An 18,820-nucleotide genomic window follows, 5' to 3' on the forward strand; every position below is an offset into this window, starting at 1 on the left:
TTCAGCCGACCGGCACCGGGGCCGCCGCGGCGGCCCCGGTGCGCCGCCGGTCGAGCGAGGCCGCCAGGAACGACAGCAGCAGGGCGCTGCCGGCCAGCAGGGCGCCGACCCAGTTGGGCGCGGTGTAGCCGAGGCCGGCGGTGATGACCAGGCCGCCCAGCCACGCGGCCAGCGCGTTGCCGAGGTTGAAGGCGCCGATGTTGGCCGCCGAGGCCAGGGTGGGCGCGGCGGACGCCTGGTCGAGCACCCACTTCTGCAGCGGCGGGACGGTGGCGAAGCCGAGGGCGCCGATCAGGGCCAGGGTGACCGCCGCGAGGACCTTGTCGTGCGCGGTGAAGGTGAACAGGAGCAGCACCAGCGCGAGGGCGCCCAGCGAGGTGAACAGCATCGGCATCAGCGCGCGGTCGGCGTACCTGCCGCCCACCAGGTTGCCGGCGACCATGCCGAGGCCCAGCAGGACCAGCAGCCAGGTGACCGAGCCTGCGGAGTACCCGGCGACCTCGGTCATCATCGGCGCGATGTAGGTCACCGCGGCGAACACGCCGCCGAAGCCGAGGACGGTCATCGCCATCGCGAGCCAGACCTGGGCGTTGCGGAAGGCGGCGAACTCGGCCCGCACGGTCACCCCCTCCGGGCGCCCGGCCTCCGGCACGAGCCTCGCCACGCCGAGCAGGCCGACCACGCCGAGCGCGGCGACGACCGCGAAGGTGACGCGCCAGCCCGCGGACTGGCCGATCATCGTGCCCGCCGGGACGCCGACGACGTTGGCGACGGTCAGGCCGGTGAACATCAGGGAGATGGCGGACGCCTTCTTCGCCGGGGCGACCAGGTCGGCCGCGACCACCGAGCCGACGCCGAAGAACGCGCCGTGCGCCAGCGAGGCGACGACCCGGCCGAGCAGCATCACGGCGAAGGCGGGCGCCACCGCGGAGAGCGCGTTGCCGACGATGAACAGCCCCATGAGGGACATGAGCATCTTCTTGCGCGACACCCTGGTGCCCAGGACGGTCAGCAGCGGGGCGCCGGCGACGACGCCGAGGGCGTAGCCGGTCACCAGCCAGCCGGCGGTCGGGATGGACACGCCGAATTCGCCGGCGACCTCGGGCAGCACGCCCATGATCACGAACTCGGTGGTGCCGATCCCGAACGCACCGATGGCGAGGGCCAGGAGCGCGAGAGGCATGAGAGGAGCCTTCCCAAGAGCTTGCACCAGACGTTTACAGGCGTCGACAATAGTTGCAGACGCGGGCTAACCGCAAACGCGGGTTGTGCTACTGTGGCGTAGGTCCCCTTGGGTGCACCCCCGGCGAGGAGGCCGTTGATGACCGCACCTGCCATGACGGCGTTGGCCAACGGGTGGTGCGCGCTGTCGGTCCTGCACGGCCGCATCGAGACCCGCGTGGAGCGCGCGCTCCAGGCCGGGCACGACCTGAGCGCGCGCGAGTTCTCCCTGCTCGAAGTGCTCAGCCGCCAGCACAGCGGCGAGGGCGGGCACCTGCAGATGCGCCAGGTCGCCGACGCGGTCGTGCTGAGCCAGAGCGCCACCACGCGGCTGGTGACCAGGCTGGAGGAACGCGGCCTGCTGTCGCGCTACCTGTGCCCCACCGACCGCCGTGGCATCTACACCGACGTGACCGAGGCCGGCCTGGCCCTCCTGGCGGCCGCCCGCCCCACCCACGGCGAGGCGCTGCGCGAAGCCCTGGACGAGGCCCGCCGCGACGACGCCCTGCGGCCGCTGGTGGAGGTCGTGGAAGCGCTCGGGGTCGAGCGGGGGTAGGCGGTCACGCCCGCGCGCCCGGACCGGCCGGGCAGGTGCCGCGCACCCGGACGGGCGGTAACCGCGGCCGGTGGCCCCCGGAGGCGAACCCCGGCAGTGCCCCGGCCACCCTCGGTGCGTCGCCGGGTCGCGTCCCGACCTCATGAGCGGTTCGCGGTCCCGGCGAACCGCACGGTCCCGGTCTTGCCCCCCTAGTTCGACGCCCGGGTGCTCACCCCCGCGCGTTCGCCCCCGGCGCACCGGCCCGCCGCTCGGTGGACCGCCGGTCGATCGCCTCCGCGACCTCCCCGATCGCCCGCCGGATCAGCGTGCCGTACCCGTCGTCGCCCAGGGTGTGCTCGTGGCGCCGCGCGGCGGAGATGTGCTCGCCCGCCGCGGTGAACGAGCCGAGCCGGCGGAAGTTGTCGGCGAGGTTGAGGTGCAGTGACGGGTAGAACGCGGTCACGCTCAGCGTGTCGTGGTGGCGCCGGACTCGCTCGTCGGTGAGCGCGTCGGCGGCGTCGAGCGCGCGGACGTCCCAGACCAGCGCCTCGGCCGGGTCGTCGTAAAGGTCGGCCAGGTAGTGCGCGAGGGTGCAGCGGTGGAAGGGGTCGCCCGCCGGGCCGGTGCGGCGCCAGAGGTCCAGCAGCCGGGTGCGGGCGGCGGTGGGGTCCCCCGCGTGGCCCAGGCCGACGGCTTCGGCGATCTCGGTCATGGTGCGGTCGGAGGTGGCGGAGGTCATCCGGTGGTGCCTTCCTGGTGGGGCGGTTCTTCGGTGCGGACGGGCATGACCAGCGTGGTCAGGTCGCCGTCGTCGGCGGAGCGGACCACCACCGGCTCGTGGGGGCCGGCGATGTCGAGCATCACGTCCGGGCCGACGGCCGCGTTGACCGCCGGGTGCAGGGTGGTGAGGGCGAACTCGATCGCGACCGCCGGGCCGGTGACGGCGGCGGGCACCGACGTCGCGGTCCCCCGCGAGGTGACGGTGACCGCGTCGCCGGGCGCGGAGGTGTCGAGCCGGACCCGGTGGTGGTGCTGCCGCTCCAGGCCGCGCAGCAGCGCGTTGCGGGGGACCACCACGCGGGTGCGCACTTCGGGCAGGGACGCCAGCAGCAGCCGGTGGTCGGGGAAGGGGCCCGGCAGGGTCCGGCACTCGCGGGTGGTCGAGCCGTCGAGGCAGAGGCGCCCGGGTCGGGTGCTCAGGAGCAGTTCGCGCTCACGCCGCGTCCAGGGCAGCACCAGCCGCAGGTCGTCGGCGTCGACGGTCTCCGACCAGCGCGCCCCGGTCGGCCGGGTCGGCACCAGGGTGCGGGTCGACAGGCGGTACCGGTCGGTCGCGGTGAGCACGACGCCGTCGGCGGACACCTCGACGCGGACCCCGTTGAGCACCGGCAGGTCCGGTTCGTGCGTCGTCGCGGTGAGGACCTGCTCCACCGCCGCCGTGAACACCAGCCCGTTGACCCGCGCGGACGGCGAGGGCGCCACCGGGCCCAGCGCGGCCTTGACCGCGGTGGCCGTGTCCCGCGCCCGTCGCGCCCGGTCCGCCAGGGCGGCCACGTGGTCGTCGACGACCCGGGCGGCGTCGCGGGGGTCGGCGGCCAGGACCTCGGCGACCCGCTCCAGCGGCATGTCGACCTCGCGCAGGCGGCGGAGCACCACCGCGCGCTCGACCTGGTCGCGCGCGTAGTAGCGGTAGCCGGACGCGTCGTCCACGGTGGCCGGCCGCAGCAGGCCCGAGTCCGCGTAGAACCGCAGCGCGCTGGCCGTCAGCCCGGTGGCGCGGGCGAACGCGCCGATCGTGAGCAGCTCGGACTTCGACACCGGCCCATCATCGGGTTTCAACCAACTCGAAGGTCAACCCCGGTCGGGGCGGAAGGCGCGCAGCACGGTGTCGACCAGCGCGTCGACGAACTCGTCGTCGAGCGGACCGGAGCGCAGCAGCCACCGCTGGGTGAACGGCGCGTACAGCACGTCGATGATCAGGTCCACGTCGGCGTCGGCGGCGAGCTGCCCGGCGCGCTGGGCGCTGCGCAACCGCTCCGCCTTCGCCGCGCGCATCGGCTTGTCCATCTTCTCCCGGTAGGCGGCGGCGAGGTCGGGGTCGTTGATGATCTCGGTGTTCAGCGCCCGGATCGGGGCCTCGAACGCGGGGTCGGAGAACTCGGCCGCGGTCGCGCGCATGACCGCCTTCAGGTCGGCCTCGACGTCCCCGGTGTCGGGCAGGGCGATGCCACCGCCGTCCGGGGATTCGCTCAGCGCCAGCAGCGAGTCGAAGACGACGGCGCCCTTGGACGACCACCAGCGGTAGATCGTCTGCTTGCCGACGCCGGCGCGCGCGGCGATGGCCTCGATCGTCAGCCTGGCGTACCCGACCTCGGTGATGAGCTCCCGGGTCGCGGTGAGGATCGCGACCCGGGACCGCTCACGGCGGCGGGTGCTGTCGGGCGGGGTTCTCGGCGCCATGGGCGACACCCTATCCGGAACGAGACGGTCCGTCTTGACGAGAGCGCGTCGCCCTGTCAGGGTAGCCATATCGAGACGAACCGTCTCGTCTTAACGAAGGAGCTGCGCATGACGCGCGAACCCCGCACCTGGTTCATCACCGGCGCCTCCCGCGGCCTGGGCCGCGCGTTCGCCGAAGCCGCCCTCGCGGCCGGTGACCGGGTGGTCGGCGTCGCCCGCGACGTCACGCCGCTGGAGGACCTGGTCGAACGCGGGCTGGTCGCCTTCCCCCTCGACGTCTCCGACCGGCAGGCGGTCGTGGCCGGGGTGGAGCGGGCCCGCGCGGCGTTCGGCCGGCTCGACGTCGTGGTCAACAACGCAGGCGGCGTGCTGCTCGGCATGGTCGAGGAGGTCACCGAGGACCAGGCCCGCGCGCACCTGGACACCAACTTCTTCGGCGCCCTGTGGGTGACCCAGGCCGTCGTGCCGCACCTGCGGGCGCAGGGCTCCGGGCACGTCCTTCAGGTCTCGTCGATGGGATCGGCGGGCGGTTTCGCGTCGACCGGGATCTACAGCGCGGGCAAGGCCGCGCTCGACGCCGTGAGCGAGGCGCTGGCGATGGAGGTCGAGCCCTTCGGGATCAAGGTGACCGTCCTCCAGCCCGGCGGGTACGAGACCGGGTTGTTCACGCTCGGGTTGACCACGGCCGAGGAGAACCCCGCGTACGCCCCGCTGCGCGCCCGGCTGAGCGAGGTGTGGGCCGGGTCCGAGGACTGCGACCCGCGGTTGGCGGCGGCGGTGGTGATGCGGGTCGTGGAGCTGGAGGAGCCGCCGAAGCGGGTGGTGCTCGGCGGGGCGGCCTACGACGTGGTCCGGCGGTTGGGCCGGGCCCGGGAGGCGGAGCTGGCCGAGTGGGAGCACTTGAGCCGCCGGGCCGGGTGAGCGGACCCGACCCCTCCGCGGGGCGGGCGGCGGGCGGTCAGGCGGCGTCGAGGTCGCGCACGTCGTGGAACCCGAGCTTGCGGTTCAGCGCGGCCACGAGCCGGGTCGTGGTGCGGCGCGGCAGGAAGCGCGCCGGCCACGTGCTGACGCGGGCGAGGGCGCGGCCGGGGTAGGAGGCCGTGCGGCCGCGGGCGAAGTCGTCGAGGGTCCGGGCGGCGACGGACTCCGGCGAGTCGGTCACCCGCGGGTCCATGACGGCGGTGGTGCCGTCGAAGAAGCCGGTGGCCGTGGCGCCGGGGTGGGCGACCATGACCCGCACGCCGGTGCCGCGGGTCTCCTCGGCCAGGGCTTCGGTGAACGACAGCACGAACGCCTTGGTGGCGGCGTAGCTCGCCTGGTAGGGCATCGGTTGGAAGGCCGCGGTGGAGGCCACGTTGACGATGCCGCCCGCGCCCCGGTCGAGCATGTCCCGCCCGACGAGGCCGGTGAGCGCCATCAGCCCGATCACGTTGAGCCGCACCGAGTCCAGGGCCTGCTCGAACGGGCGACCGAAGAACGGGCCGACCGAGCCCGCGCCCGCGTTGTTCAGCAGCAGGTCCACCCGGTGGCCACGCGCGGCCAACGCGGCCACGAGGGACGCCGGCCCGTCGGGGTCGGCGAGGTCGGCCGGGATCACGTCGACCGCGACCCCGTACCGGCGGGCGGCCGCGGCCACCCGGTCGAGGGCGGCGGCGGAGCGGGCGACGAGCACGAGGTCCGCGCCGCGCCGGGCCAGTTCCAGCGCGTACGCCTCCCCCAGCCCCTTGGACGCGCCGGTGACGACGGCGGTGATGCCCTTGAACGGGTCCACGCGATCCCCCTGATAGTTCGAGACTCGAAGTTGTTGTCGCCACCCTAACAGCTTCGAGGCTCGAAGCAAATTCCTTCGAGCCTCGAACCGGCTGCTACCCTCACGCCATGCGCGAGCTGGAGGCCGTCGTGCGGGCCAACCACGAGGTCTTCATGCTCACCGGCGACCGGATCGCCGCCGTGCTCGCGGACCACGGCCTCACCCAGGCCACCGCGCAGGCGCTGTGGGCGATCGACCCGGACGAGGACCCGCCGTCGATGAAGGCGATGGCCGATCGGCTGCACTGCAACGCCCCGAACCTGTCCTTCGTGACCAACCAGCTCACCGGCCGGGGTCTCGTCGAGCGGGTCGCCGACCCCCGGGACCGGCGCTCGCGCGTCCTGGTGCTGACCGACGAGGGGCGGCGCGTGCGGACCGAGGTCGTGCGGGCGGTCCTGGAGCGCACCCCGTTCGCCGCGCTCGACGACGCGGACCTGAAGGCCCTGGCCACCATCCTGGACCGGGCGCTGCGCGGCTGATCCGGGCGACGTCGAGCACCGCCGTGCACCCCGCCGGGGTGCACGGCGGTGGTGGTGCGGTCGCGCCTGCCGGGAGACACGGCCCTGCGCTGAACCGCCCCACCGCCCTAAGGGTGCATCCGCGCCCCCTTGAGCACCTTGTCCACCGCGTTGCGCGGCCCGTGCACCCCGATCCCCACCAGATCCAGCGCGCCCCCGGGCACGGCCCGCACCGCCGCCCGGTTGTCCACGTCGTTCCCCGTCGAGAACAGGTCCGACGTGAACACCGCCAGCGCCACCCCCCGCGCGACCGCCCGCCCGTGCGCCGCGGTCAGCACCTCCTTCCCCCCGACCAGCACCAGCACCGGCTGCCCCAGCATCGACAGGTACCGGGTCCCGTCCGCGTCCTCGTACGGCTCCCCCACCGCCGAGGGCACCGCCGCGGTCAACCCGCTCGCCAAAAATGCCGTCACGTTCAACGCCTGCCACGGCGCCAGGTCGTCGCGGAGCAGGACGGCGAACTTGGTCTCGAATCGTTCCACCGGCACACCGTCGCCGCCGCACCCCGCCACCGTCTTGTACGTTCTTGACCGTGGGCACCGACATCTCCGCGTGGCGCCCCGCCGTGCCGGGCGTCGTGGAGGTGCTGCACGCCCGCTTCACCGACCACGCCTACCCCGCGCACACGCACGACGCCTGGACGTTGCTGCTGGTCGACTCGGGCACGGTGACCTACGGCCTGGACCACCGCGAGCACGGCGCGCCGCCGGCGTCGGTCACGCTGCTGCCGCCGCACGTCCCGCACGACGGGCGCAACGCCACCGCCGAGGGCTTCCGCAAGCGGGTCCTCTACCTGGACACCCCCGCCCTGGGCGCGGACCTGGTCGGCGCGGCCGTCGACCACCCCGCGTTCGCCGACCCGGCGCTGCGGCTGCGGGTGCACCAGCTGCACGGCGTGCTGCGCGCGGGCGAGGGCCTGGCGGCCGAGGAGCGGCTGGCGCTGGTCGTGGACCGGTTGCGCGCCCACCTCACCCGCCGCTCCCCCGCACCGCCGGACCCACCGCGGCCGGGGCTGGCCCACGAGCTGCGGGACCTGCTGGACGCGCGCGTGACCGACGGCCTGACCCTCGCCGACGCCGCGACCGAGCTGGCGGCCGGGTCGGGGCCGGCGGTCGGGCCGGAGCGGCTGGTCCGGGCGTTCACCCGCGAGTTCGGCATCCCCCCGCACCGCTACCTCACCGGCCGCCGGGTCGACCTGGCGCGGCGGCTGCTGCTCGACGGGGTGCCGCCCGCGCAGGTGGCGCCGGCCGTCGGGTTCTACGACCAGGCGCACCTGACCCGGCACTTCCGCCGGATGCTGGGCACCGCGCCGGGCGCCTACGCGCGGTCGGGCGGCCGGCACCGCCGCGCTGCTCCGTAAGAGTGAAAGCGGCCACCAGAGCATGATCATTCCAACTCACCGTTCCCGCAGCCCTCGCCACGTGACACCGCCGCGCGCCCACCCCCGCACCCACTCTCGGTATACCCCGTTCGGGTAACGGGTTCACGGGCCCCCTCGATCAGGCCGCAGAAGGTTCCACGGGTCGAGGGAGACGCCGATGTCCGGATCCACCGTGCCGCACCGCCGCCCGCGCCCGGGCCGCGGCGGCCTGGTGCTGTTGGCCGTGCTCGCCCTCGTCCTGGCGACGCTGACCCCGCCACCGACCACCACCCCGACACCCGTGCCCGCCTCCGCGGGCTCCGGCTCGGTGACCGCGCCGGACCACCCCGAGGGCGCCGCGTTCAACCCCAACCAGCTCAAGGGGATCGAGGCCGCCGACCCCGGCGCCAACGTCAACCTGGTCTCCGCGCCCGCCGCGAACAACATGGGCGACGCCCGGCTGTCCTACCCGCTGGAGCTGCCGCCCGGCCGGGCCGGGGTGCAGCCGAGCCTGGCCGTGCAGTACGGCTCGGCCGCCGGCAACGGCTGGCTGGGCGTCGGCTGGGACCTGGCGACGCCGGCGATCACCCTGGACACCCGCTGGGGCGTGCCGCGCTACCACGCGGGCCTGGAGACCGAGACCTACCTGCTCAACGGCGAGCAGCTGACGCCCGTCGCGCACCGCGGCGAGCTCCAGGCGCGCACCGCCGAGAAGGTGTTCCACACCAGGGTCGAGGGCCGGTTCGAGCGCATCGTCCGGCACGGCGACAGCCCGGCGAACTACTGGTGGGAGGTCACCGACCGGCAGGGCACCCGGATGGCCTTCGGCGGTGAGCAGGACGCCACCCTCACCGACGCGCAGGGCAACATCGCCACCTGGGCGCTGCGCGAGTCCCGCGACACCAACGGCAACTTCGTGCGCTACCGGCACACCCGGGTCCAGGACGGCGGCGTGGCCAACGCCTCCGTGCCCGGCGTGAACCTCTACCCCAGCCGCATCACCTACACCGGTCACGACGACACCGAGGGCCGCTACTCGGTCACCTTCGTCCGCGACCGCGAGCGCGGTGAGGCGCGTCGCGCCGACGTGCAGATCGACGCCCGCGCCGGGTTCAAGCGGGTCACCGCCGACCTGCTGCGCCGCGTCGAGGTCAGGATCGACGACGAGCTGATCCGCGCCTACGAGCTGGGCTACCGCCCCGGCGCGTTCGCCAAGACCCTGCTCGCCTCGGTGACCCAGTTCGACTCGGACGACCGGCCCTTCACCACCCACACCTTCGACTACTTCGACGACATCCGCGACGGCCAGGGCAACTACCAGGCGTTCGAGCCCGCGACCGCCTGGCAGGTCGCCGACGACGGCCTGGGCGCCGACGTGCGCGACGGCGAGGCCGGCGCGCTCAACGCCAGCACGTCCACCAGCGGCGGCGGCCACCTCTACGTGGGCTACAACCCGGGCTCGGTCAGCAAGTCGAACTCGGCGGGCCTCAAGGTCGGCTACAACGCCGGCTCGTCGGACGGCCTGCTCGCGCTGGCCGACGTCAACGGCGACAACCTGCCGGACAAGGTGTTCCGCTCCGGCGGCGGCATCTTCTACCGCCCCAACCAGTCCGGCCCCACCGGGCAGGCGCGGTTCGGCGACACCGCCATCCCGCTGCCGGGCCTGCCGGGCATCTCCGCCGAGCGCACCAGCTCCGGCACGGTCGGCGTCGAGTCCTACTTCGGCGTGGCCGCCCAGCTCGACTACGTCTCGACCACGACCACCTCGGACCGCTACTTCGCCGACGTCAACGGCGACGGCATCACCGACCTGGTCAACAACGGCGGCGTGCTGTTCGGCCGGCTGGGCGCGGACGGCGTCCCCACCTACAGCGCCAACAGCGCCGACACCGGCGTCCCGGTCGGCCCCGGCACCGCGTCCGGCACCATCGTCGGCGACCAGACCGCCGAGTTCGAGCGGCAGGTCGACACCTTCCCGCTGCTCGACGGCGTGCGCCGCTGGGTGGCGCCGTTCGACGGCACGGTGCGCGTGGACGGCCGGGTCCGCCTGCCGGAGGACAACAGCCCCGAGCGCGCCGCGTACCGCAAGGCCGACGGCGTCCGGGTCGCCATCCAGCACCAGGACACCGAGCTGTGGTCCCAGCGCATCGGGCCGGACGACCACGTCGAGTTCGCGCCCACCGGCGTCGACTCGGTCCAGGTGCACAAGGGCGAGGCCCTGTACTTCCGGGTCCAGTCGGTGCTGGACGGCCGGTTCGACGCCGTGTCGTGGGACCCGCGGGTCCGGTACACGTCCCTGCCCGCGAGCACCGACGTCAACGGCCTGGCCAACGACACCTACCTGGCCTCGCGCGACTTCACCCTGGGCGGGCGGCCCTCGGTCGTCGTGGCGCCGCTGACCGGCACGCTGCACCTGTCCGGCGACGTGACCAAGTCCGGCGCCACCACCGACGACGTGACCGTGGTCGTCACCCGCAACGGCACCGAGGTGGTCAACCGGGCCCTCGCCCGGGGCACCGGCGGCACCGCCCCGATCGACCTCGACATCCCGGTCACCGCCAACGACACCCTGTCGTGGCGGCTCAAGGTCGACTCGCCGATCGACGCGGGCGCGCTGCGCTGGGTGCCGCGGGCCCACTACACCGCAGCCGAGGGCGTGGAGTCCGTGGTCGACGCCAAGGGTCGACCGACGCTGGTCATCACCCCGCCGTACGACCTGGACATGTACCCGGTGTCCACGCTGACCGCGCCGCAGGGCTCCCACACCGCGACGCGGACCGGCACCGTCACCGCCCGGCCCGCCCTGGCGTTCGACTTCGCCGGCGAGGCCAAGGACGCCCGCGTCGTCTTCACCGTCAAGAAGCGCGGCGAGCTGCTGGCCAAGCGCGTGGTCGACATCGTCGACGGCCAGGTGCCGTCGCCCGAGTCGCTCGACGTCACCGCGTCGGTCACCGCGGGCGACGAGCTGTTCTTCGACTTCGCCACCCCGGACACCACGCTGCTGCCGCGCCTGACCGGGCAGTCCGCGTCGGTGAGCTACGACGGCTCGTCGTTCACCGGCGTGCCCAGCGCGCTGCACGCCTCGGCCGAGCAGGGCGCGTTCGCCCAGCCCTACCGCGGCTGGGGCGCCATCGGCTACCAGGGCAACCGCGAGCGGGCCACCGCGCCGATCGTCACCGGCGAGCTGGTGCTGGACGAGAGCTACCGCGACCAGCTCCCGGACGGGCCGACCGAGGCCGACGTGCCCGGCTTCGGCGAGAACCCGTCGGTGGCCAAGCCGCGCATCGTGGTGTTCGCGCCGCTGCCCGCGCAGGACCGCTGGGCCGGCGCGGACGACAACACCTGGGTGGCCGCCGGTTCGGCGTCCAGCTCCCGCCTGGGCCTGGACACCGTCGACGTGGTGACCGACGCCGACCTGGCGGGCGCGACCGCGGTGTCCCGGCGCGGGCGAACCCAGCAGATCTCCACCACCTTCGGCGCGAGCATCCCGGGCGTGCCGATCGGCGCGGGCGCCAGCGTCGCCAAGGGCGAGACCACCGGCCAGGTCGACTTCCTCGACCTCAACGGCGACCGGTTCCCCGACGTGGTCGGCTCGGGCGGCGTGCAGTACTCCGACATGGTCGGCGGCCTCGGCGGCACCAGGGGCAGCCTGGGCGGCGCGGTCCGCGAGTCGGACTCGCTGGCCTACAGCGTGTCGGCCAACGCCGGCAGCCCGGCCCGGACCAGCGGCAACTCCCGCGGCTCGGACGCGCCCAACGGCGGCCGGGCGGCCAACACCGCCAAGTCCGGCGCGGAGATGCCCGCGCTCGGCGTCGGCGGCAACCTCGGCGGCGGCGACTCCGAGACCGGCCACGACCTGATCGACATCAACGGCGACGGCCTGCCGGACAAGGTCTACGACAACGGCGAGGCCGCGCTGAACCTCGGCTACTCGTTCGCGGCGCGCGAGCCGTGGCCGGGCGGCCCGGTGAACTCCGGCGACACCACCAACGGCGGCGTGAACCTGGGCTTCAACACCAGCTACTACGGGTTCGCCGGCGGTGTCTCGGCGGCGCTGGGCACGTCGGTCACCAACGCCACCCTCCAGGACGTGAACGGCGACGGCCTGGCCGACCGCGTGTTCTCCGACGACGGCGGCCCGGTCGGCGTGGCGGTCAACACCGGCAACGGGTTCGCGCCGCCCACCCCGTTCGGCGGCAGCCTGGGCGAGGTCGCCGAGGACCGCAACGCCTCCCTCGGCGGCGGTGTCTACTTCACCTTCGGGTTCTGCTTCTTCTTCGGCTGCATCGTGTTCAACCCCGGCGGCGACGTCTCCACCGGCATCGGCCGCACCGAGGTCGCGCTGCGCGACGTCAACGGCGACGGGTTCCTCGACCACGTGCGGTCGGGCAACGACGGCGAGCTGGTCGCCGCGCACAACCGGACCGGGCGCACCAACCTGCTGCGCACCGTGCACCGCCCGATGGGCGGCCGGCTCGACCTGGACTACACCCGGTCGGGCAACACCACCGACCAGCCGGACTCCCGCTGGGTGCTGTCGCGCAGCAGCGTGCACGACGGCCACCCCGGCGACGGCCAGGACACCCAGCTGTCCACCTACCGCTACGAGAACGGCCGCTACGACCGGCTGGAGCGCGAGTTCTACGGCTTCGGCAAGGTCGTCACCGAGCACCGCGACGCGGGCGCCGGCGACGCGCTCTACCGGTCGCTGACCGCCGAGTACCGCACCGACAGCTACTACGCCAAGGGCCTGCCCACCCGCACCCTCACCGCGGACGCGGCCGGCCGGAAGTTCGCCGAGAAGGTCAACACCTACCAGCTGCGCGACGTGGCGACCGGCTCGGCCGCGAACCCGGGCAGCACCACGGCGACGGTGTTCCCGCTGCTGTCCCGGACCGACAGCCACTTCTACGAGGGGCAGCCGAACCCGGGCAAGTCCACCCACACCGAGATGACCTACGACGAGCACGGCAACCTGCTGCGCTCGTTCGACGCGGCCGACGCGGGCCCGGCGGACGACGTGGAGGCCGTGTTCGGCTACTCGTCGGCCGACCAGGCGTGCCGGGACCGCAACATCGTGGGCATCGCCACGTCCGTGCGGGAGGGCGGCACGTCACCGCAGACCACGCTGCGGCAGCGCAAGTCCAAGGTGGACTGCGCGACCGGCGACATCCGCACCGTGGAGGAGTACCTGGCCGACGGCTCGGCCGCGGTCAGCGACATGGAGTACTTCCCGAACGGCAACCTGCGCGCGCTGACCGGCCCGAAGAACAAGAACGGCCAGCGCTACCGGCTGGAGTACGGCTACGACACCGTGGTCGGCGTGCACGTCGAGTCCACCGTGGACAGCTTCGGCTACCGGTCCACGTCGACGCACGACCTCAGGTACGGGCTCACGAACCTCGTGGTCGACGAGAACAACCAGCAGCTGCGCACCGACTACGACAGCGTGGGCCGCACGGACTCGGTCACCGGGCCGTACGAGATCGGCGGCGGGCGGCCGACGATCGACTTCGAGTACCACCCCGAGGCGGCCGTGCCGTACGCGGTCACCAGGCACCTCGACCGCACCGCGACCGGCGTGCGCGACGACACCATCGACACGGTCCGGTTCGCCGACGGCGTCAAGCGGGTCCTCCAGATCAAGCAGGACGCCTCGGTGGCCGAGACCGCCGGTGCCGCGCCGGCGGAGGTGATGGCGGTCTCCGGCCTCGCGGTCTACGACTTCGTCGGCCGGGTGGTCGAGCAGCACTACCCGGTCACCGAGCCCAAGGGCCCGGCGAACGCGGTGTTCAACCCGGCCGTCGACCCGGTCCGGCCGAGCCGGCTGAGCTACGACGTGCTCGACCGCACCGTGCGGTCCGAGCTGCCCGACGAGACGGTGTCCGCGCTGTCCTACGGCTTCGGCGCCGACCGATCCGGCACGACCCGGTTCGAGACCGTCGGCACCGACGCCAACGGCAAGCAGCGCCGCACGTTCGCCGACGTGCGCGGGCTGACCACCGCCGTGAAGGAGTTCAACGCCGGCACCGCGATCTGGACCGGCTACGACTACGACCCGATGAGCCAGCTCACGGCCGTCACCGACGACCGCGGCAACACCACCCGGGCCGAGTACGACCGGTTCGGCCGCCGCACCGTCGTCGACAGCCCCGACCACGGCCGCACCGAGACCAGGTACGACCTGGCGGGCAACGCGATCGCCAAGGTCACCGCCAAGCTGCGCGCGGCGAACAAGGCGATCGAGTACGACTACGACTACACGCGCCTGTCCGGCGTGCGGTACCCGGTGTTCCCGGGCAACAACGTCACCTACACCTACGGCGCGCCCGGCGCACCCGACAACACCGCCGACCGCATCGCCTCGGTGCGCGACGCGGCCGGCACCCTCACCCGCGCGTACGGCCCGCTCGGCGAGACGACCCGCGAGACCCGCACGGTCACCGCGCTCACCACGCCCGCGCGCACCTACACCACCCAGTACCGGTACGACGCGTTCAACCGGGTGCTCCAGCTGACCTACCCCGACGGCGAGGTGCTCACCTACGAGTACGACACCGGCGGCCAGGTCAACCGCGCCACCGGCCGCAAGGGCGCGTTCGACTACACCTACCTGGCCCGGCTCGACTACGACAAGTTCGGCCAGCGCCTGCTCCAGGAGACCGGCACGGGCGTGCGCACCACCTACGCCTACGACCCGGCCGACCGGCAGTTGGCGAACCTCAGGTCGCAGCTGCCCGACGGCCACCGGTTCCAGGACATCGCCTACACCTACGACAACGTCGGCAACGTCACCTCGCTGACCAACTCGGTGCCGCTGCCGCACGGCAAGCCCGTCGGCGGCCCGAGCAAGCAGAACTACGGCTACGACGACCTCTACCGGCTCACCACGGCCTCGGGCGAGTACCGCAACAAGGACAACAAGCTCGACCGGTACTCGATGAGCCTGGCCTACGACTCCATCCACAACCTGACCGCCAAGAGCCAGCGGCACGAGATCGTGGTGCAGCCCGGCGCCGCCGCGGTGCAGGAGGAGCAGGCGGTCGCCGAGGACACGGCCCTGCTGCCGCCGCTGGGCCCGATCGAGCCGCAGGACGAACCGGTCGAGGAGCAGCCGGCCTACGAGCCGGTGGCCTACTCGGTGTCGGCCGACAACGCCCAGAAGGAGAACGCCCAGGAGCAGAAGGACACCACGTACGACTACTCCTACGCCTACGGCAGCGGCAAGCCGCACGCGCCGAGCGCCGTCGGCCCGGTCAACCAGACCTACGACGCCAACGGCAACCTGATCGACACCGTCAACACGCTGCCGCCCGCACCGGGCAAGCGCCGGCAGCTGGTGTGGGACGAGGAGAACCGCCTCGCCTGCAACCAGGACCACAGCCGCAACAAGACCGTGGCGCAGGACCCGAGCGCCTGCACCAGCCCGCAGCAGCCCGCGACCGTGCGGTACGTCTACGACGCGGACGGCAACCGGGTGGTCAAGAACGCCGGGCCGCAGCACGTCTACCCCAACCGCAACTTCAGCGAGCGCAACGGGACCGGCTTCAAGCACGTGTTCGTCGGCGACACCCGGATCGCCACCAAGACGGTCAAGACCGACGCCACCTACGAGAACCACCACTTCTTCTTCCACGCCGACCACCTCGGCTCGTCCGGGTACGTCACCGACGAGCACGCGAACCTCACCGAGCACGTCGAGTACTTCGCGTTCGGCGAGACCTGGGTCGACGAGCACCCGGCGCAGCCCACGCCGGTGCCCTACCAGTACAGCTCGAAGGAGCTGGACGAGGAGACCGGCTTCTACTACTACGGCGCCCGCTACTACAACCCGCGGACGCAGCTGTGGCAGAGCCCCGACCCGGTCATCGGCGCCTACCTGGACGGCGGGCCCGCCGGCGGCGTGTTCCAGCCGTTCAACCTCGCCTCCTACACCTACGCCCGCAACAACCCGGTCAAGTACACCGACCCGGACGGGCAGTGGGTCGAGAGCGCGTGGGACGCGGTCAGCCTCGGCATGGGCGTGGCGAGCTTCGTCAGCAACGTCCGCGAGGGCAACGGCTGGGGCGCGGCGCTCGACGCGGTCGGCATCGTCGCCGACGGTGCCGCGCTGATCCTGCCCGTCGTCCCCGGCGGCGCGGGTGCGCTGATCAAGGCGGGCCGGGCCGCGGAGAAGGGCGTCGAGGTCGTCAAGGCGGTGGACCGGGCGCGGGACGCCGAACGGGCGGTCGAGGGCGCCAGGACGACGGCCAAGGCGGTCGACGCGGGCGGTGACGCGGCCAAGACCGCCACCCGCGCCGCGCCGTCCGGGTCGCCGTGCCCCGTGCCGAACAGCTTCCTGCCCGGCACGCCGGTGCTGATGGCCGACGGCAGCCGCAAGGCGATCGAGGACGTCGAGGTCGGCGACCGGGTGCTGGCCACCGACCCGGGGACCGGGCGGACCTCGGCCCGGCCGGTGACCGCGCTGATCACCGGCGACGGCCGCAAGGAGCTGGTCGAGGTCACCGTCGACACCGACGGCGACGCCGGTGACGCCCGGGGCGTGGTCGTCGCCACCGACGGCCACCCGTTCTGGGTCGACGACGAGGGCCGGTGGGTCGCCGCGGCGGAGCTGGACGCGGGCGACGCGCTGCGGGCACCGGACGGCACGCTGCTGCGCGTGCTCGGCACCTCCCGGTACGCCGAGGTCGCGCGGGTGCACAACCTCACCGTCGCGGGCGTGCACACCTACTACGTGGAGGCCGGCGGCGCCGACCTGCTCGTGCACAACTGCGGTGGCGCCAAGCGCGGCCCCAAGCCCGCGGGCACCGGACCGCACAACCAGAAGATCGCCGAGATCGCCGACAACCTGCCCCCGGGCGACAAGGTGGTCGCGGGCGGCCAGCGGCCGGGCCTGAAGGAGGCGGTCATCCCGACCCCCGGCGGCCACAAGGGCGCCCGGCGGCCGGACGTGCTGGTCCAGCGCCCGGACGGCTCGCAGTACGGGATCAACGTCGGCAAGCGGTATAAGGTGTCCGGCGAACCGATCAAGCGAGAGGTCGAGGCGCTGGAGGACCTGCGCGGAGCGGGCCTGGAGATGCGCTTCGAGCCGTACAACTGACGGGCGGGGCATGACGAGGGTGCAGCTCCAGTTCCACGCCGACCCGGCGGAGCTGCCCGCCCTGGCCGAGGGGTGGATGCGCGACCACGGGCTGCACGGGGTCGTCCAGCGGATCTCGCCGGACTTCCTCGTGCGGCCCGTGGCCGTCGACGACGTGCGGGACGCCGCGCGCGGGGCCCGGTGGATCTGCCTGCGCCGGGAGCCGATCGCGGTCGCCGGGGACTCGCCCGCCGCGTTCTTGGCGCACAACCCCGGCTGCCTGGTGGTCGACATCGGCCCGCGGACGGACGAGGGCCTGCGGGAGTCGGCGGTCTCGGCGGACACCGACGACCGGGCGACGCTCAAGCTGTGGCGCGGGCTCGTCAACGCCCTGCGCGCCGGCACCCACGCCGGCGCGACCGTGGTCAACCCGGCCACCGGCGCGCGCGGGCCGTGGCCCAGGAGCCGGCACACGCCGGGCGCGCACGACCTGGCCGCGGCCGGCGTGCCGATGCTCGCCGCAGCCGGCTGGAACCGGTACGAGTTCGACGACCTGGCGGGGTGACGCCGCCCGGTCCGCCGGCCCGTACCCGGGTGCCGTCCCGCGTCGGAAGGTCCTCCCGATGACGACCGGTCCGCCCCGGTCCTCCGTTCCCGGCGAGAGCCCGCTCGACACCTGCCTGCGGCTGCGCCGCACCGCGCCCGTGGTCGAGGTGGAGTTCCCCGGCGGCGTGCCCGCCCACCTCGTGCCGACGGCCGAGGCGGTGCGGGAGGTCCTGGCCGGGGACAACAAGACCTTCGCCCGGGAGCCCCGGCACTGGCCCGCCCCGCACGACGGGTCGATCCCGGCGGACTGGCCGCTGCGCGGCGTCGTCAAGGGCGACCACCTGTCGACCGAGGACGGCGCGGACCACCGGCGGCTGCGCCGCCTGGTCGGCAGGGGCTTCACGCCGGAACGGGTGCGGGCGCTGGGGCCGCGCGTCCAGGAGGTCGTCGACCTGCTGCTGGCCGGGGTCGCGTCCGCCCGCGACGGGGTCGACCTGGTGCCCGCGTTCACCGAGGCGCTGCCGATGGCGGTGATCCGCGAGCTGTTCGGCGTGCCGGAACCGGAGCGGGCCCGGCCGCGGACGTGGACGTCCGCGCTGCCGGCGCCACCACCACGGCCGAGCAGGCGGTCACCGCCCGCCAGGACCTCACCGGGTACCTGCGGGAGCTGGTGGTGCGCAGGCAGCGCGACCCCGGCGACGACCTGACCACGGGCCTGGTCCGGGCGCGCGACGAGGGCGACGGGCCGACCACCGACGAGCTGTTCGGCGTGCTGTGGCTGATGCTGGTCGCCGGGCACGAGACCACGGTCCACCTGATCGGCAACGCGGTCGTGGCGCCGGCCCGGCACCCCGACCAGCTCGCGCTCGCCCTGGCCGGCGACCGGTGGGCGGACGTGGTCGAGGAGACCGCCCGGTACCGCCACCCGGTGATGACGACCAGCTTCCGGTTCACCCTGGAGGGCGTGGTGGTCGCGGGGGTGCCGATCCCCCGGGGCAGGGCCGTCGGCGTCGACTTCGACCGGTACGGCGAGACCGCGGACCGGTTCGACATCACCCGCGAGCGGACCGGCGACCTCGGCTCCGGCCACGGCCCGCGGTACTGCATCGGCGCCTCCCCGGCCCGGCTGGAGAGCCGGCTCGCGCCGGCCTCGCTGTACCGGCGGTTCCCGGGCCTCTCGCTCGCCATCGACCCGGACGGCGTCCCGCAATCGCCGTCGTTCTTCACGATCGGCCCGCTGTCGCTGCCGGTAGCCCTCGGTCCGGACCGCTGACGACGAACCGCCCGG

13 protein-coding genes are annotated in these 18,820 nt (G+C 73.8%); 7 read left to right on the plus strand and 6 right to left on the minus strand.

Going from position 1 to position 18,820, the window contains the following annotated elements:
* Window position 1: 1 nt before the first annotated feature.
* Entirely contained in the window at window positions 2-1,183 is a 1,182-nt protein-coding gene (locus tag EKG83_RS30330; protein WP_033431965.1) for an MFS transporter, read from the minus strand.
* A gap of 138 nt (window positions 1,184-1,321) precedes the next feature.
* Here EKG83_RS30330 and EKG83_RS30335 point away from each other — a divergent pair, with 138 nt between their 5' ends.
* Window positions 1,322-1,777, plus strand: a complete 456-nt coding sequence (locus EKG83_RS30335) for a MarR family winged helix-turn-helix transcriptional regulator (RefSeq protein ID WP_033431966.1) — start codon at window positions 1,322-1,324, stop codon at window positions 1,775-1,777.
* Window positions 1,778-1,988: 211 nt separating this feature from the next.
* Here EKG83_RS30335 and EKG83_RS30340 read toward each other — a convergent pair whose 3' ends face one another.
* The 3 genes from EKG83_RS30340 to EKG83_RS30350 are packed head-to-tail and all read right to left on the minus strand — an operon-like array spanning window position 1,989 to window position 4,219.
* Entirely contained in the window at window positions 1,989-2,498 is a 510-nt protein-coding gene (locus tag EKG83_RS30340; RefSeq protein ID WP_033431967.1) for a hypothetical protein, read from the minus strand.
* Window positions 2,495-3,577, minus strand: coding sequence for a DNA polymerase III subunit beta family protein (locus EKG83_RS30345; RefSeq protein ID WP_033431968.1), 1,083 nt, complete (start codon window positions 3,575-3,577; stop codon window positions 2,495-2,497). Before EKG83_RS30345 ends, EKG83_RS30340 begins: the two co-directional genes overlap by 4 nt.
* A gap of 33 nt (window positions 3,578-3,610) precedes the next feature.
* Window positions 3,611-4,219 (minus strand): TetR/AcrR family transcriptional regulator, encoded by a 609-nt coding sequence (locus tag EKG83_RS30350; protein WP_033431969.1) that lies wholly within the window; start codon window positions 4,217-4,219, stop codon window positions 3,611-3,613.
* Window positions 4,220-4,327: 108 nt separating this feature from the next.
* Between EKG83_RS30350 and EKG83_RS30355 the strand changes: the two genes are divergently transcribed.
* The gene (locus EKG83_RS30355) at window positions 4,328-5,140 is read left to right on the plus strand and encodes an SDR family NAD(P)-dependent oxidoreductase (protein WP_033431970.1); all 813 of its coding nucleotides are present in this window, start codon (window positions 4,328-4,330) and stop codon (window positions 5,138-5,140) included.
* A 37-nt stretch (window positions 5,141-5,177) separates the two neighbouring features.
* On the opposite strand, the gene EKG83_RS30360 is transcribed toward EKG83_RS30355, so the two are convergent.
* Window positions 5,178-5,990: an SDR family NAD(P)-dependent oxidoreductase gene (locus EKG83_RS30360; protein WP_033431971.1), complete on the minus strand. Its 813-nt coding sequence runs from the start codon at window positions 5,988-5,990 to the stop codon at window positions 5,178-5,180.
* A gap of 107 nt (window positions 5,991-6,097) precedes the next feature.
* Here EKG83_RS30360 and EKG83_RS30365 point away from each other — a divergent pair, with 107 nt between their 5' ends.
* Entirely contained in the window at window positions 6,098-6,508 is a 411-nt protein-coding gene (locus EKG83_RS30365; protein WP_033431972.1) for a MarR family winged helix-turn-helix transcriptional regulator, read from the plus strand.
* 107 nt (window positions 6,509-6,615) lie between these two features.
* Here the strand turns inward: EKG83_RS30365 and EKG83_RS30370 are convergent, their stop codons facing one another.
* Window positions 6,616-7,029, minus strand: coding sequence for a DUF2000 domain-containing protein (locus EKG83_RS30370; protein WP_211269140.1), 414 nt, complete (start codon window positions 7,027-7,029; stop codon window positions 6,616-6,618).
* A gap of 50 nt (window positions 7,030-7,079) precedes the next feature.
* Between EKG83_RS30370 and EKG83_RS30375 the strand changes: the two genes are divergently transcribed.
* The 4 genes from EKG83_RS30375 to EKG83_RS30390 all read left to right on the plus strand — a co-directional run bounded on the left by EKG83_RS30375 (window position 7,080) and on the right by EKG83_RS30390 (window position 18,805).
* Window positions 7,080-7,907, plus strand: coding sequence for an AraC family transcriptional regulator (locus EKG83_RS30375; RefSeq protein ID WP_211269141.1), 828 nt, complete (start codon window positions 7,080-7,082; stop codon window positions 7,905-7,907).
* A 178-nt stretch (window positions 7,908-8,085) separates the two neighbouring features.
* On the plus strand, window positions 8,086-17,007 hold the full coding sequence (locus EKG83_RS30380) for a SpvB/TcaC N-terminal domain-containing protein (protein WP_051766155.1): 8,922 nt from the start codon (window positions 8,086-8,088) through the stop codon (window positions 17,005-17,007).
* Between the two features lie 10 nt (window positions 17,008-17,017).
* Window positions 17,018-17,551, plus strand: a complete 534-nt coding sequence (locus tag EKG83_RS30385; RefSeq protein ID WP_153278547.1) for a hypothetical protein — start codon at window positions 17,018-17,020, stop codon at window positions 17,549-17,551.
* Window positions 17,552-18,115: 564 nt separating this feature from the next.
* Window positions 18,116-18,805, plus strand: coding sequence for a cytochrome P450 family protein (locus tag EKG83_RS30390; protein ID WP_051766157.1), 690 nt, complete (start codon window positions 18,116-18,118; stop codon window positions 18,803-18,805).
* Window positions 18,806-18,820: the final 15 nt, after the last annotated feature.

This window comes from Saccharothrix syringae (assembly GCF_009498035.1).
Classification (GTDB): Bacteria; Actinomycetota; Actinomycetes; order Mycobacteriales; family Pseudonocardiaceae; genus Actinosynnema; species Actinosynnema syringae.

What these genes read in the sequence shown, in the direction of transcription:
- EKG83_RS30355 (WP_033431970.1), top strand. Translation starts at nt 4,328, where the DNA reads ATGACGCGCGAACCCCGCACCTGGTTCATCACCGGCGCCTCCCGCGGC.
- EKG83_RS30385 (WP_153278547.1), top strand. Translation starts at nt 17,018, where the DNA reads ATGACGAGGGTGCAGCTCCAGTTCCACGCCGACCCGGCGGAGCTGCCC.
- EKG83_RS30340 (WP_033431967.1), bottom strand. Translation starts at nt 2,498, where the DNA reads ATGACCTCCGCCACCTCCGACCGCACCATGACCGAGATCGCCGAAGCC.
- EKG83_RS30330 (WP_033431965.1), bottom strand. Translation starts at nt 1,183, where the DNA reads ATGCCTCTCGCGCTCCTGGCCCTCGCCATCGGTGCGTTCGGGATCGGC.
- EKG83_RS30350 (WP_033431969.1), bottom strand. Translation starts at nt 4,219, where the DNA reads ATGGCGCCGAGAACCCCGCCCGACAGCACCCGCCGCCGTGAGCGGTCC.
- EKG83_RS30365 (WP_033431972.1), top strand. Translation starts at nt 6,098, where the DNA reads ATGCGCGAGCTGGAGGCCGTCGTGCGGGCCAACCACGAGGTCTTCATG.
- EKG83_RS30380 (WP_051766155.1), top strand. Translation starts at nt 8,086, where the DNA reads ATGTCCGGATCCACCGTGCCGCACCGCCGCCCGCGCCCGGGCCGCGGC.
- EKG83_RS30335 (WP_033431966.1), top strand. Translation starts at nt 1,322, where the DNA reads ATGACCGCACCTGCCATGACGGCGTTGGCCAACGGGTGGTGCGCGCTG.